At 42.5% G+C, this 13,413-nt stretch carries 12 protein-coding genes and 1 riboswitch; of the genes, 2 read left to right on the forward strand and 10 right to left on the reverse strand.

Annotated elements, in window-relative coordinates; translation table 11 throughout:
- Window positions 1-40 precede the first annotated feature (40 nt).
- The 10 genes from AXF18_RS01945 to AXF18_RS01990 all read right to left on the reverse strand — a co-directional run bounded on the left by AXF18_RS01945 (window position 41) and on the right by AXF18_RS01990 (window position 10,213).
- Window positions 41-430, reverse strand: a complete 390-nt coding sequence (locus tag AXF18_RS01945) for a hypothetical protein (protein ID WP_000745392.1) — start codon at window positions 428-430, stop codon at window positions 41-43.
- Window positions 431-838: 408 nt separating this feature from the next.
- Window positions 839-1,231: a 30S ribosomal protein S9 gene (gene rpsI, locus AXF18_RS01950; protein ID WP_000075973.1), complete on the reverse strand. Its 393-nt coding sequence runs from the start codon at window positions 1,229-1,231 to the stop codon at window positions 839-841.
- A gap of 18 nt (window positions 1,232-1,249) precedes the next feature.
- Entirely contained in the window at window positions 1,250-1,696 is a 447-nt protein-coding gene (gene rplM / locus AXF18_RS01955) for a 50S ribosomal protein L13 (RefSeq protein WP_001044624.1), read from the reverse strand.
- A gap of 214 nt (window positions 1,697-1,910) precedes the next feature.
- Window positions 1,911-3,110 (reverse strand): ABC transporter permease, encoded by a 1,200-nt coding sequence (locus tag AXF18_RS01960; RefSeq protein WP_065371410.1) that lies wholly within the window; start codon window positions 3,108-3,110, stop codon window positions 1,911-1,913.
- Window positions 3,107-4,000, reverse strand: coding sequence for an ABC transporter ATP-binding protein (locus AXF18_RS01965; protein WP_065371411.1), 894 nt, complete (start codon window positions 3,998-4,000; stop codon window positions 3,107-3,109). The genes AXF18_RS01960 and AXF18_RS01965 overlap by 4 nt, the downstream gene beginning before the upstream one ends.
- Window positions 4,001-4,249: 249 nt before the next feature.
- Window positions 4,250-6,655, reverse strand: coding sequence for a phenylalanine--tRNA ligase subunit beta (gene pheT / locus AXF18_RS01970; RefSeq protein ID WP_065371412.1), 2,406 nt, complete (start codon window positions 6,653-6,655; stop codon window positions 4,250-4,252).
- A 119-nt stretch (window positions 6,656-6,774) separates the two neighbouring features.
- Window positions 6,775-7,821: a phenylalanine--tRNA ligase subunit alpha gene (gene pheS / locus AXF18_RS01975; RefSeq protein ID WP_065371932.1), complete on the reverse strand. Its 1,047-nt coding sequence runs from the start codon at window positions 7,819-7,821 to the stop codon at window positions 6,775-6,777.
- A gap of 272 nt (window positions 7,822-8,093) precedes the next feature.
- Window positions 8,094-8,744, reverse strand: a complete 651-nt coding sequence (locus tag AXF18_RS01980; protein ID WP_065371413.1) for a phosphatase PAP2 family protein — start codon at window positions 8,742-8,744, stop codon at window positions 8,094-8,096.
- Window positions 8,734-9,297 carry an ECF transporter S component gene (locus AXF18_RS01985; protein WP_049550075.1) on the reverse strand — a complete coding sequence of 188 codons (564 nt, stop codon included), beginning with the start codon at window positions 9,295-9,297 and terminating at the stop codon, window positions 8,734-8,736. Before AXF18_RS01985 ends, AXF18_RS01980 begins: the two co-directional genes overlap by 11 nt.
- Window positions 9,298-9,450: 153 nt before the next feature.
- A riboswitch (FMN riboswitch) is annotated at window positions 9,451-9,669 on the reverse strand.
- Window positions 9,670-9,709: 40 nt separating this feature from the next.
- Window positions 9,710-10,213, reverse strand: coding sequence for a tRNA (cytidine(34)-2'-O)-methyltransferase (locus tag AXF18_RS01990; protein ID WP_000181370.1), 504 nt, complete (start codon window positions 10,211-10,213; stop codon window positions 9,710-9,712).
- 402 nt (window positions 10,214-10,615) lie between these two features.
- Here AXF18_RS01990 and trkA point away from each other — a divergent pair, with 402 nt between their 5' ends.
- Together trkA and AXF18_RS02000 are read left to right on the forward strand one after the other, a co-directional pair.
- Complete coding sequence (gene trkA / locus AXF18_RS01995) at window positions 10,616-11,965, forward strand: Trk system potassium transporter TrkA (RefSeq protein ID WP_049501591.1); 1,350 nt, start codon at window positions 10,616-10,618, stop codon at window positions 11,963-11,965.
- Window positions 11,966-11,968: 3 nt separating this feature from the next.
- Window positions 11,969-13,408: a TrkH family potassium uptake protein gene (locus tag AXF18_RS02000; RefSeq protein WP_049501592.1), complete on the forward strand. Its 1,440-nt coding sequence runs from the start codon at window positions 11,969-11,971 to the stop codon at window positions 13,406-13,408.
- Window positions 13,409-13,413 lie beyond the last annotated feature (5 nt).

Raw genomic sequence — 13,413 nt, forward strand, 5'->3', positions numbered from 1 at the left:
TAAATTTGAGTAAAAATTATCAAAGTTTTTTAAATTACTGTTAGTCAAAAATCCTTCCTCCCATTCGTAAATAATTGGCTAAAGCCATTGAATTAGGAATAATTTTGTCATTCTCAATATCAAAAGTAACATTCCAAGAGGAGGACTCAATATGATTAAAACCACCATATACATTTACAATTTCTCCGCCTCCTTGAGGGGTCCCATTCCCAACTTTTTCCCATTTAGTTTCATCCCAAGCAATCTGAACAGATTCAATCTTTGAATTTTTAGACTTTACAAATTTTACAATTTCTTCTTCATGCTCCTTCAGATAAGCTAACTGCTTAGCTCGTGGGCTCAGAAATAAATTTGTTTCTTGTGCTAGCCATGCTCCGCCTCCAAATACTACAATGGACAACACCAGTAAAATCAAGGCACGTTTTTTCATAATGATGCTCCTTCAGATATATCATCTCCCTCTTACAATCCAAAACTCCTTAATTAAAAACAAATTACGGATCTATTGTTGCTTTAGAAATAGAAGATTGTCATTAAAACTAGTATAGCATAAAAGCCTCAAACAGCCTATTTCACCAATCACTCTTCTTGAAGATTTGTTAATAATTTGACCAGAAGGATTTGAGTTGAATGCAAAGAAACAATAGTGTGAATTTTGCTAAAAATCATCAAAAAACACCCCATGAGGTAAACTCTTGAGTGCTTTGAAACGTTGATAGTATCTTATTGATTAACGTTCTGAGGCAACTGACTTTGTCAGATTACACCAATTTAGTATGAAAATATAAAAAAGAACACCCCGAAAGGTGCTCTTTGTAAGTATAGTAATTCTTTCGAATTAACGTTTACTAAATTGTGATGCTTTACGAGCTTTCTTAAGACCTGGTTTCTTACGTTCAACTTTACGTGAGTCACGTGTAAGAAGTCCTGCGCGTTTCAATGAATCGCGGAAGTCTGGGTCTACTTGAAGAAGGGCACGAGCGATACCGTGACGGATAGCTCCTGATTGACCAGCGTATCCACCACCTACAACGTTAACGAAAACGTCGTATGAACCTACAGTTGAAGTAACTGCGAATGGTTGGTTGATAACAAGACGAAGGTCAGCGTGTGGGATGTACTCTTCAACATCTTTTTTGTTAACAGTGATTTTACCAGTTCCTGGAACAAGGCGAACGCGTGCAACAGCGTTTTTACGACGTCCAGTACCTGCATATTGTGCTTGTGACATACTTTATTGTTCCTTTCCTTAGATAAGTCCTGAAATATCAAGAACTTCTGGTTGTTGTGCGGCGTGAGTGTGCTCAGCTCCAACGAATACTTTCAATTTCATACCTTGAGCGCGGCCAAGAGTATTGTGTGGAAGCATACCTTTAACTGATTTTTCGATCAAACGAACTGCGTTTTTAGAACGAAGTTCACCAGCAGAGATTTGTTTCAATCCACCTGGGTGGTTTGAGTGAGTGTAGTAAATCTTATCAGTTGCTTTTTTACCAGTCAATTTAACTTTTTCAGCATTGATAACGATTACGAAGTCACCTGTATCAGTGTGTGGTGTGAATGTTGGTTTGTTTTTTCCGCGAAGTACGCTAGCAACAACTGCTGAAAGGCGTCCAAGAGGTACATCAGTTGCGTCAACAACGTACCATTTGCGTTCTACTTGGCCTGGTTTAGCCATGAATGTAGTTTTGTTCATGATTTCTCCTATATGAATATCGTTTTTGTTTACAGGGCGGATGTTCCGGTCCGCGGGGTATTTGAAAGGTTCCGGGGCCTTACAAATGGGGTAAACAATACCGTCTACTATCATACCAAATTTTACTACTAAAAGTCAATAGATATGAAAAATAATTTTCCTGATTTGACCTTTAAAATATCACAAAAACCTCGTGAAAACGAGGTTTCTATTGCTATTTGTAAGCTAAGGCACGTTTGAAGCTTTTCCATAGACCTAAGTCATCTGTCTGAAGGACTAGGCTGGCATACATGCGTCCGATAAAAGCTGTTGCAGTCACTGCAAAAACAACCGTTATGGCAAGCGAAATCCAAGCTTCTAGACCACTGGCATACCCATTTATAGCTCTAAACGGCATAAAGAAGGTCGAGATGAAAGGAATATAGGAACCAATTTTCAAAACCAAATTGTCTCCTGCAGCGCCTAGAGAAGTCACACCGACAAAGCCTGCTATAATCAAGATCATCAATGGCGACAAGGCCTTACCGGCATCTTCAGGACGAGAAACCATGGAACCAAGGAAGGCTGCTAAAACAACGTACATAAAGAGACTAACCAAGACAAACAATAAGGTATTGAGCGAGAAAGCCTCTCCTAGATGATTTAAAATTCCAGATTGTGCCAAGATTGGTAGGTCCTTAAAGAGCAGAATGGCAGCCAAACCACCCACGACGTAAATGCCAATATGAGTCAAAATCACAAGAAGTAGAGCCAGCATGCGAGCGTAGAAATAATGACTTGCTCGGATACTAGAGAAGACCACCTCCATGATTTTGGTTCCTTTCTCGCTAGCTACTTCCTGAGCAGTGACACTAGCATAGGTAATCAAAATCATATAAAGGAAGAAACCAAGCCCCGCAGCCGCAATGGTTTGGACCATCTTTTTGTTTTCCTTAGATTCGTCAATCTTCTCAGTAAAGTCAACAGTTTGAGCCAGCCGTTTTTCCTGCTCTTGGGACAAATTAGCCGCCGAGCGATTGAGTTGGTATTGCAGTTCGTTGAGCTTATTGGTTACTGCTAGCTTGATGCCTGTTTCAAGAGAAGTTTCACCATGATAGACGGCCTTGAGGACACTGTCCTCTTGATCAATCGTTAGATAACCCTTGATTTTTTCATCCTTGATAGCAGCTTGGGCACTGGCTTCATCCTTATAATCAAAGTTGATACCATTGGTACCCTTGAGCCCTTCTTCCACAGATGGTACAGTTGTTACTACTGCTATCTTGCTATTCTTGGCCATAGAAGACCCTTGGAGAAAGCCGATTCCTACAGATAAGGCTAAAAAGAGGAACGGCGAAATCACCATAAAGAAGAAACTCCACGACTTGACATGTCGAAGATAGGTTTCCTTCATTACAACCCACATATTTCTCATACTTCCACCCCTGATTCTAGTTTAAAGATTTCATCGATTGTTGGAGCTTGTTGGTCAAAGGTCGCGATGTATTGACCTTGAGTGAGGATTGGGAAGAGTTCTCTTCCAGCGCTCTCATCATCTAGGATCAATTTCCAACTTCCTTGCTTGGTCAAGCTCACCTGTTTGACATGAGGAAGGTTTTCCAGTTCTTCCTTGCTTCGTTCACTTGAAACAAAGAGACGTGTTTTCCCGTATTGATTGCGAACATCCTGAACAGGTCCATGCAAGACCACACGCCCATCTCGAATCATGAGAATATCATCGCAAAGTTCCTCAACGTTGGTCATAACATGGTCAGAAAAGATAATGATTGCACCGCGCTCTTTCTCTTTTAAGATGATCTGCTTGAGCAACTCAGTATTGACTGGATCCAAACCACTAAAAGGCTCATCCAAGATGATCAAGTCAGGCTCATGGATTAGGGTAATAATCAGCTGAATTTTCTGCTGATTCCCTTTGGAGAGGCTCTTGATTTTGTCGGTCAATTTGCCCTTCACTTCCAATTTTTCCATCCATTGAGGGAGTTTCTCCTTGACCTCCTTAGCATCCATACCTTTTAGAGTCGCCAAGTAGCGAACTTGTTCAAGGACTGTCAACTTGGGCATGAGACTGCGTTCTTCAGGCAAATAACCTATCCGAGCGTAGGTTTCCTGACGAATATCCTGCCCATCCAGACTGATCTCTCCTTGGTACTCCAAAAATTTCAACATACTGTGGAAAATCGTTGTTTTCCCAGCACCATTTTTTCCGACCAGCCCTAGAATTCGTCCTGGACTTGCCTGAAAATCGACACCAAACAAGACTTGCTTGGAACCGAAACTTTTCTCTAGATTTCTTACTTCTAGCATCTTCCACCTCCGAAATATGTTGCACTTATTATACTCCTTTTTGATAGCCTTTACAACGATTTATGTCCATTTTATCGGATAATAAGTAGCAAAAGTATCTTATCTCTAATAAATTTTAAGTACCTCAGTGATAGCTTTAGTATAACTCATTAAAGACTTTCTGAGATGGCTTCCTCCTCAACTATCGCTTTTCTCTTCTGAACTGTCCTTTTGAAACTAAAAACCCACCCCGAAGGATGGATTGAAAACTTAACGCACTTCTGCATGAACTTTTTCTTCGAGAGAAGTTTGGATTTTTTCCATGTAACGTGCTACTTCTTCGTCTGTCAAGCTATCTTCTGGATTTTGGAAGGTCAAGCTATAAGCCATTGACTTCATGCCAACTCCCAATTTTTCGCCTGAGAAGACGTCAAAGAGTTTGATATCTGTCAAACGTTTCACGCCTGCAGCTTGGATAGCGTCTACAACTTCTTGATGAGTGACTTCTGCCTTGAGGAGTAGAGCCACGTCACGGCTGACTGCTGGGAATTTTGTTATTTCCACAAATGGAGCAGCTGGTTGAAGGGCAGCTTCAATGGCTGAAAGGTTGAGCTCCGCTACATAAGTTTCTGGGATATCGTAAGCCTTGGCAGTAACTGGATGCACTTGACCAAGGAAACCAAGAACTTGGTCACCGAGTGAAATCACGGCTGTACGTCCTGGGTGAAGGCTAGCAATCTCAGCTGTTGCTGTATAAGTCACTTCTAGTCCCAAGCGAGTAAAGAGCGCTTCTAAGATTCCCTTAGCATAGAAGAAATCAACTGGAACTGCTGCTGTTTGGAAGTCTTTTTCTGCAACCAAGCCTGTCAAGGCAAAGGCAAAACTGTTGATTTCGTTTGGTAATTCTTCTTTTGGATTGCCTGTTTGTTCAAAAACTTTTCCAATCTCGTAAAGAGCCAAGTTTTTGTTCTTACGAGCCACGTTGTAGGCCACCGTATCCAAAATACCTGAGACCATATTTTGGCGAAGGACAGAACGGTCCACAGTCATTGGCCACATGAGTTCTGTAAGGTTACTTGGTTGAGCTGTGAACTCAACTGCTTTTTCAGGCGTTGTCAGAGCGTAGGTAATGATCTCTGTCAAACCTGCTCCTTCAGCGATGGTACGAACTTGGCGACGCAATTTTTGTGTCGCAGTCAATTCACCTGCTGTACCATCGTCTTTTGGAAGACTGGTTGGCAAACGGTCATATCCATAGATACGGGCGATTTCTTCAAAGAGGTCAGCTTCGATAGTGATATCCCAACGACGACGGGGTACGCTGACTGTAAAGCTTTCTGCATTGCCAGAAAGGCCAAAGCCAAGACGACGGAAGACATCTTCCACATCAGCATATGAAAGCTCCGTACCAAGGACGCGGTTAACGTCTGCAAGGGTTGAAGAAACTTCCACATCAGAAGTATCAAGCTGGCCTGCTGAAACGATGCCCTTACGCACCGTAGCACCTGCAAGTTCTGCAATCATGCTAGCCGCCGCATCAAGGGCTTCGTTAACAGTTGCCACGTTAATCCCTTTTTCAAAGCGAGAAGATGATTCCGAACGAAGGTTGAGGCGTCCGCTAGTCTTGCGGATGGATTTACCATTGAAAACAGCCGCTTCAAGGACAACACGACTAGAATTTTCAGAGATTTCTGTTGCTTGACCACCCATAACACCTGCAAGGGCTACTGGCTTGTCTGCGACAGTGATGACTAAGTCATTTGTTTCCAAGTCACGCTCTTCACCATCCAAGGTCACAAATTTTTCACCAGCACGCGCTTCACGCACACGGATGTCAGTCCCTTCAAAGGTATCCAAGTCAAAGGCATGCATCGGTTGACCAAAGTAGAGCAGGATGTAGTTGGTTACGTCTACTACGTTATTGATTGGACGGATGCCTTCGTTCATGAGGAGATTTTGCAACCATTGTGGACTTGGTGCGATGGTCACATTGTCCAAGATACGAGCGGCATAGTAAGGCGCCTTGTCTGTCTCAATGCCTACAGAAAGGGCATCTGCTGCAGCTTCATTTGTTTCTGTTAAACTGAATTCTTTAAAGTTTACTGCCTTGTCATAGATGGCTGCCACTTCGTGAGCTACCCCACGCATAGAAAGAGCGTCTGCACGGTTGGGTGTGATTGAAAGTTCGATGATTTCATCATCCAAGTCTAGATATGGGAAGACTTCCTCACCTGGAACTGCATCTTGAGGCAAGATTTGAATACCATCTGCGAATTCCTTCGGTACAACCGAGTCAGAAATCCCCAATTCACCAAGTGAACAGATCATTCCAAGTGACTCCAAGCCACGGATTTTCCCTTTTTTAATCTTGTAATTGTCAGCAATACGAGCTCCTGGAAGAGCCACCATGACCTTAATCCCAGCACGTACATTTGGGGCACCACAAACAATCTGACGGGCTTCTTCTTCGCCAACGTTAACCTGACAGACATGCAAGTGTGTTTCTGGCACATCTTCGCAAGACAAAACCTCACCGACGACAATTTTTGAGAGACCAGCAGCCAGTGATTCGACACCTTCGACCTCGATCCCTGTAGTTGACATTTTCTCAGCCAACTCTTGTGATGGCACATCAATGTCCACCAATTCTTTTAACCATTTATAAGATACAAGCATAATTCTGATTGTAAGATCTCACCGAGCAAGACCTTTTCAATTCCTTTCTTTTTCTTCGAGTCAGTCCTCACCATTCTCATCAAGAGAAAATGACTAGGACTGTGTTTCAGGTTTCAATCTTATTTAAACTGTTCTGAGAAGCGGACATCTCCTTGATAGAATCCGCGAATATCGTTGATTCCGTAACGGAGCATAGCGACACGCTCTTGTCCAAGACCAAAGGCAAAGCCAGAGTATACAGTCGCATCGATACCACTCATTTCAAGGACACGTGGGTGAACCATACCTGCACCCATAATTTCGATCCAACCTGTTTTCTTACATACGTTACAGCCTTCTCCACCACACTTGAAGCAAGAAACATCCACCTCAACAGATGGCTCTGTGAATGGGAAATAAGATGGACGCAGACGGATCTGACGCTCTTCACCGAACATTTTTTGGACAATCAACTGAAGGGTTCCTTGAAGATCTGCCATAGAGATGTTTTTCCCAACAACCAAGCCTTCGATTTGGTGGAACTGGTGACTGTGGGTCGCATCGTCTGTATCACGACGAAATACGCGCCCCGGTGAGATCATCTTCAAAGGACCTTTTGAAAAATCATGAGCATCCATAGCACGCGCCTGAACTGGAGACGTGTGAGTACGAAGCAAGATTTCTTCTGTGATGTAGAAAGTATCCTGCATATCGCGAGCTGGGTGATCTTTTGGAAGGTTCATACGCTCGAAGTTGTAGTAGTCTTGCTCCACTTCAAAACCATCCACGACTTGGTAACCCATCCCGATGAAGATATCTTCGATTTCTTCACTGGTTTGTGTAAGGACATGACGGTGACCAGTCGCAACTGGGCGACCTGGAAGCGTCACATCGATACTCTCGCTAGCTAGTTGAGCTGCGACTTTCTTTTCTTCCAAGAACTTCGCTGTTTCTTCAAAGGCTGCCGTCAAGACATCACGAGCTTCATTAACATGTTTCCCGATGATTGGACGCATCTCAGCAGAGACATCTTTCATTCCTTTGAGGATTTCCGTAAGCGACCCTTTTTTACCAAGGACAGAGACACGCAAATCTTGCATCTCTTTTTCATTTTCAGCAGTAATCTGCTTCAAGCTAGCCAGCGTTTCTTCACGAAGCGCTTTTAATTGTTCTTCAATAGTTGACATAATTCCTCCATCAGTCTCTTGTAGATAAAAAGAAAACCACATGCCAAAAACTCCACTCGGAGCGTTGACACGCGGTACCATCCGTTTTCATCTGACAAGTCAGACCTTCATTTCTAAATCCTTGCACAAGTGAATTCACCCAGCTTTCATATAGAGAACTTGCAGTCACGGCTCTCCTCCCTGATATACTTCCCTTGAGTTACTAGTCTTGCAGATTTCTATTCAATTACTACTTAGTTTATCAGATTTTTACCATTCTTGCAAGACCTATCTCACTTCTGCTTGCCTTTAAATCGCCATTGGAAGCGAAGCTTGTCATAGAAAGGAAATTCGATAAACAAGACTCCCAAGCCCACACAGAGACTGGCAAGAACATCTGATGGGTAATGAACTCCCAGATAGACCCGAGATAGAAGCACACTGACTAGGTAGAAGCCAAGGACGATTTGCACAATTTTTCTCCAAACCGGATCTTTAATCCGTTGACTGAGAATGACAATCAAGGTCCCTACCATCAAAGTTACAGCCAGAGAATGGCCACTTGGAAAAGAAAATCCCTTCTCCTCTACCAAGTGTAAAATAGCTGGCCGTGGGCGCTGGTAGATATTTTTAAAGGTCACGATTAAGAGACCGGCTAAGGCTAGATTACCCGCCATGAAGTAGCTTTCTATCTTCCACTGCTTACGATAAAAGATAAAGGCTGCGATGGCAACCCAGGTGATGATTACTGGGATATCAATCAAATGCGTAAGCGCACGGAATAGAACTGTCAAATAATCTGGCAAGTCCCCACGAAGAGCAGTCTGAATCGGTTGATCAAAAACGACCAGCGTTTCAGGATAGAACTTAACCATATAGCCAAGAAGGACGAAAAGTAAAAGGGCAAAACTGCCCTTCATTAAAAATGTTTGTTTATCTCTCATAATGTTTTAAGGTTGGTTTCAAGAGGACGTATAACAACCAGAATGAAACGGCAAAGATTACACCCTCAATCAAGTTAAAAGGTAATACCATAGTCATCAAGTAGTTAGAAAGTCCTATAATTTCTCTAATATCAAAGTTGGCAAACTGCGCGTACAAAGGAACCGCATAGACATAGTTGAGAACCAACATGGCAGAAGTCAACCCAATAGTTCCCGCTAGAGATGCTAGTAGGAAACGAAGGGTGCTACGCTCCTTTTTCCAAATCAAACCAAAAGCGATAACAAAAACTCCCAGAGCTACGACATTCATTGGCAAGCCAATGTAGGTGTTCACTCCTTGGCTATTCAGAAGCAACTTCAAGAGTGAGCGCATCAAGAGAATTCCTAGAGCTGCTGGCAAATCCATCACCACCAAGCCCACAAGGACTGGCAAGATACTAAACTCGATCTTGAGGAAGGTTGCCGCTGGCAAGAGCGGAAAGTCAAAGTACATCAGCACAAATGAAATGGCTGATAAAATCGCAATGGTCGAAATTCGACGTGTGTTTGTCATAACAGGTTCCTCCAATTTTCTATAAAATCAGAAGAAGTTGGAAAGGATCCCTCTATCTATTCTCACTTTTTATATCCCAAAAGTTCCCTCTCACTCTTTTGAGCAAGCGGTTGCAATTCATCTATAAACTCATCAGAACAGACAAAGCCATTCTTTCGTCTTCTCCCATCCAGACTATACTGTCGGTTGTGGAATCGCACCACATCAGCTTGCGCTCGCGGACTTATTTGGCTAAGATATTTTAGATTTATCTAAGCGTCGCAGTCGAAGATAATACTTAAAGTATATCGAGACAAGACAACGACGAGAAAGCTAAATTAGCTAGTCAAAATTACCGCCGGTCGGGAATCTCACCCTGCCCTGAAGACCCTTTAATCATAACAAAAAACGCTTGCAAGTGCAAGCATTTTGTTTATTTCAATTTATCCGCTTCATAGGTGTGAACGAGCTCTAAACCAGCAAAATTTTGTTGACGAAGAGCCTCATAGACAATCATGCAGACCGTATTAGACACATTGAGGCTACGGACATGTTCATCATTCATAGGAATACGGAGAGCCTTCTCTGGATGTTCACGCATAAAGTCCTCTGGCAAACCCTTATCCTCACGTCCGAAGAGAAAATACTGATCTTCACCGCTTGCCAAATTTGCCTCAGAATAGACCTTTTCTGCAAATTTCGAAATCAGGTAGACTTGCCCTTTCATCTGAGACATGAAATCTTCCAAACTGTCATAAAAATAAATCTCTAACTTATCCCAGTAGTCCAAACCAGCCCGCTTCATCTTGCGATCATCGATAGGAAAGCCCATAGGCTTGATGATGTGGAGGGGAGAATTGGTCGCAGCGCAAGTACGCGCAATGTTACCTGTATTTTGTGGAATCTGAGGTTCAAATAATACAATGTGATTTGTCATGACTGGCTTCCTTTTATCATTGCAAAAAAATAGCCACACTGCCCGGAGTCAAGCTCAGCAAACAGCGTGGTTAAGGCGTCGTTAACTTACCTCACAACAGGTTTGAAGTAAATCAGCGAAACTACTTCCTTAGTATAACACTTTCAGAATCATTGTCAATAGAAACGACTTGATTTTTTTACTTTTTTTTGATGATATTTTCATGTTTGGTCATTCCCTTTCTGAAAAGGTATGGTAAAAGAGCCAAATCACTTCAAATCGGAGCCATCGTTATAGAAGTTAAACAAATGTATCTTCAAAAACTTGAAAAAGGCCTTTCTTGCCCTAAAAATCGCCTTAGCAAGTGCATTTTTTGCTAAAAAAGGGTATGATAGTTACATCATGAAAAAGTAGGTTTTTTATATGAAAATTGTCCTTGTTGGCGGAGGGAAAGTTGGTTTCGCCCTCTGTCGTTCACTGGTTGCAGAAAACCATGACGTTGTCCTCATCGAACAAGATGAGGCTGTCCTCAATCACATTGTCAGTCGCTATGATATCATAGGTCTCCTTGGAAATGGTGCTGACTTTGCCATCTTGGAGCAAGCCAGTGTTCAAGAGTGCGATATCTTTATCGCCCTAACCGAACACGATGAAGTGAATATGATTTCAGCGGTACTTGCTAAAAAAATGGGTGCTAAAGAAACCATCGTTCGGGTGCGAAATCCTGAATACTCTAATGCCTATTTTAAAGAGAAAAATATTCTTGGATTTTCACTTATTGTTAATCCAGAACTCCTAGCAGCGCGTGCAATCTCAAATATCATTGATTTCCCTAATGCCCTCTCTGTCGAACGATTTGCTGGAGGTCGGGTCAGTCTCATGGAGTTTGTTATCAAGGATTCTAGCGGTCTTTGTCAAATGCCAATCTCAGACTTCCGTAAAAAGTTTGGTAATGTCATTGTCTGTGCTATGGAGAGGGATCATCAACTTATGATCCCAAGCGGTGATGTTATTATCCAAGACAAGGATAGGATTTTTGTTACGGGAAATCGTGTAGATATGATGCTTTTCCATAACTATTTTAAATCTCGTGCAGTGAAAAGCTTGCTTATCGTCGGGGCTGGAAAGATCGCTTATTATCTACTAGGCATTTTAAAAGACAGTCGCATTGATACCAAGGTCATCGAGATCAATCCTGAAAGAGCTCGTTTCTTCAGTGAAAAGTTCCCCAATCTCTATATTGTCCAAGGAGATGGAACTGCAAAAGACATTTTGCTGGAAGAAAGTGCTCCCCACTATGATGCAGTCGCAACCTTGACTGGAGTTGATGAGGAAAATATCATCACTTCTATGTTTCTTGACCGTGTTGGCGTCCATAAGAATATCACCAAGGTCAACCGAACAAGCCTTCTAGAGATTATCCACGCACCTGATTTTTCAAGTATCATCACACCAAAAAGCATCGCAGTGGATACCATTATGCACTTTATCCGTGGTCGAGTAAACGCTCAGTATTCAGATCTTCAAGCCATGCACCATCTAGCAAACGGTCAAATTGAAACTCTCCAATTCCAAATCAAGGAAGCTAATAAAATGACTGCCAAACCTCTATCACAGTTGAAATTAAAAAAAGGGGTTCTCATCGCAGCCATTATCCGAAAAGGAAAAACAATTTTCCCTACTGGAGAGGATATGCTTGAGGTGGGAGACAAGTTACTCGTGACGACCTTATTGCCAAATATCACCAAAATTTATGATTTGATTGAGAGGTAAAAAATGAATAAAAGTATGATTCGTTACCTCCTCTCAAAACTTCTCTTGATTGAGGCTGTTCTTCTCCTAGTACCTGTTAGTGTAGCGATCTATTACCAAGAATCCAGTCAAGTATTTATCGCTCTCTTTTCTACGATTGGAATTTTAGTCCTTCTCGGTGGTCTAGGCGTTTTACGGAAACCGAAAAATCAACGTATTTATGCCAAGGAAGGGGTCTTAATTGTTGCCCTCTGTTGGATTCTCTGGTCTTTCTTTGGTGGCCTCCCCTTTGTCTTTTCAGGACAAATCCCAAGCGTCATCGATGCCTTCTTTGAAATCAGTTCTGGTTTTACAACGACTGGTGCTACTATCCTAACAGATGTTTCCGTTCTCACCCGTTCCCTCCTCTTCTGGAGAAGTTTCACCCACTTGATCGGAGGGATGGGGGTACTCGTCTTTGCACTTGCCATTATGGACAATGCCAAAAATAGTCACTTGGAGGTGATGAAGGCTGAGGTCCCTGGACCCGTCTTTGGCAAGGTCGTATCCAAGCTAAAAAACACTGCCCAGATTCTCTATCTGCTTTATCTGGCTCTCTTCTCCCTTTTTGTGGTTATCTACTATCTAGCAGGCATGCCTCTCTATGATAGTTTTGTCATCGCTATGGGAACGGCAGGAACTGGGGGCTTTACCGTCTATAACGACGGAATTGCCCACTACGGTAGCTCACTCATCACCTACCTAGTTAGTATCGGAGTTCTGGTTTTTGGGGTTAACTTCAATCTCTACTACTACCTCATGCTCCGTCGGGTTAAGGCTTTCTTGGGAGATGAAGAACTACGAGCATATATCATCATTGTCCTAGTTTCTACAGGCTTGATTACGCTTAATACACTCCACCTCTATCAAGGTGTCTCTAAGAGTGTTGAAATGGCCTTCTTCCAGGTTTCCAATATCATCACGACAACAGGTTTTGGTTACGGAGATATTACCAACTGGCCCCTCTTCTCCCAATTTATCCTCCTCTTCCTCATGGGAATCGGTGGATCAGCTGGCTCAACTGCAGGTGGTCTTAAGGTGATCAGAGGACTTATCCTCTCTAAAATCGCAAAAAATCAGATTTTGTCCATCTTATCCCCTCACCGTGTTTTGACTCTACACGTCAATAAAACTGTGATTGATAAGGATACCCAGCACAAGATTCTTAAATATTTTGCTATCTATATGATGATTATTCTCTCTCTCATCTTTATCGTCAGTCTTGATAGCAATGATTTTCTAGTCGTGACCAGTGCTGTCTTCAGCTGTTTTAACAATATCGGACCTATTCTAGGTACGACCTCGAGTTTTGCCATCTTTAGCCCCATCTCTAAAATCCTCCTCTCCTTTGCAATGATTGCAGGTCGCTTAGAGATTTACCCAATTTTGCTACTCTTTATGAGACGTACCTGGTCTAAACGCTAATGATA

It is taken from the genome of Streptococcus sp. oral taxon 064 (assembly GCF_001683375.1).
Taxonomy (GTDB): domain Bacteria; phylum Bacillota; class Bacilli; order Lactobacillales; family Streptococcaceae; genus Streptococcus; species Streptococcus oralis_S.

Bases quoted from the DNA above. Each gene is read 5' to 3' on its own strand.
- AXF18_RS01945 (WP_000745392.1), bottom strand. From the start codon at position 430: ATGAAAAAACGTGCCTTGATTTTACTGGTGTTGTCCATTGTAGTATTT.
- rpsI (WP_000075973.1), bottom strand. From the start codon at position 1,231: ATGTCACAAGCACAATATGCAGGTACTGGACGTCGTAAAAACGCTGTT.
- rplM (WP_001044624.1), bottom strand. From the start codon at position 1,696: ATGAACAAAACTACATTCATGGCTAAACCAGGCCAAGTAGAACGCAAA.
- AXF18_RS01960 (WP_065371410.1), bottom strand. From the start codon at position 3,110: ATGAGAAATATGTGGGTTGTAATGAAGGAAACCTATCTTCGACATGTC.
- AXF18_RS01965 (WP_065371411.1), bottom strand. From the start codon at position 4,000: ATGCTAGAAGTAAGAAATCTAGAGAAAAGTTTCGGTTCCAAGCAAGTC.
- pheT (WP_065371412.1), bottom strand. From the start codon at position 6,655: ATGCTTGTATCTTATAAATGGTTAAAAGAATTGGTGGACATTGATGTG.
- pheS (WP_065371932.1), bottom strand. From the start codon at position 7,821: ATGTCAACTATTGAAGAACAATTAAAAGCGCTTCGTGAAGAAACGCTG.
- AXF18_RS01980 (WP_065371413.1), bottom strand. From the start codon at position 8,744: ATGAGAGATAAACAAACATTTTTAATGAAGGGCAGTTTTGCCCTTTTA.
- AXF18_RS01985 (WP_049550075.1), bottom strand. From the start codon at position 9,297: ATGACAAACACACGTCGAATTTCGACCATTGCGATTTTATCAGCCATT.
- AXF18_RS01990 (WP_000181370.1), bottom strand. From the start codon at position 10,213: ATGACAAATCACATTGTATTATTTGAACCTCAGATTCCACAAAATACA.
- trkA (WP_049501591.1), top strand. From the start codon at position 10,616: ATGAAAATTGTCCTTGTTGGCGGAGGGAAAGTTGGTTTCGCCCTCTGT.
- AXF18_RS02000 (WP_049501592.1), top strand. From the start codon at position 11,969: ATGAATAAAAGTATGATTCGTTACCTCCTCTCAAAACTTCTCTTGATT.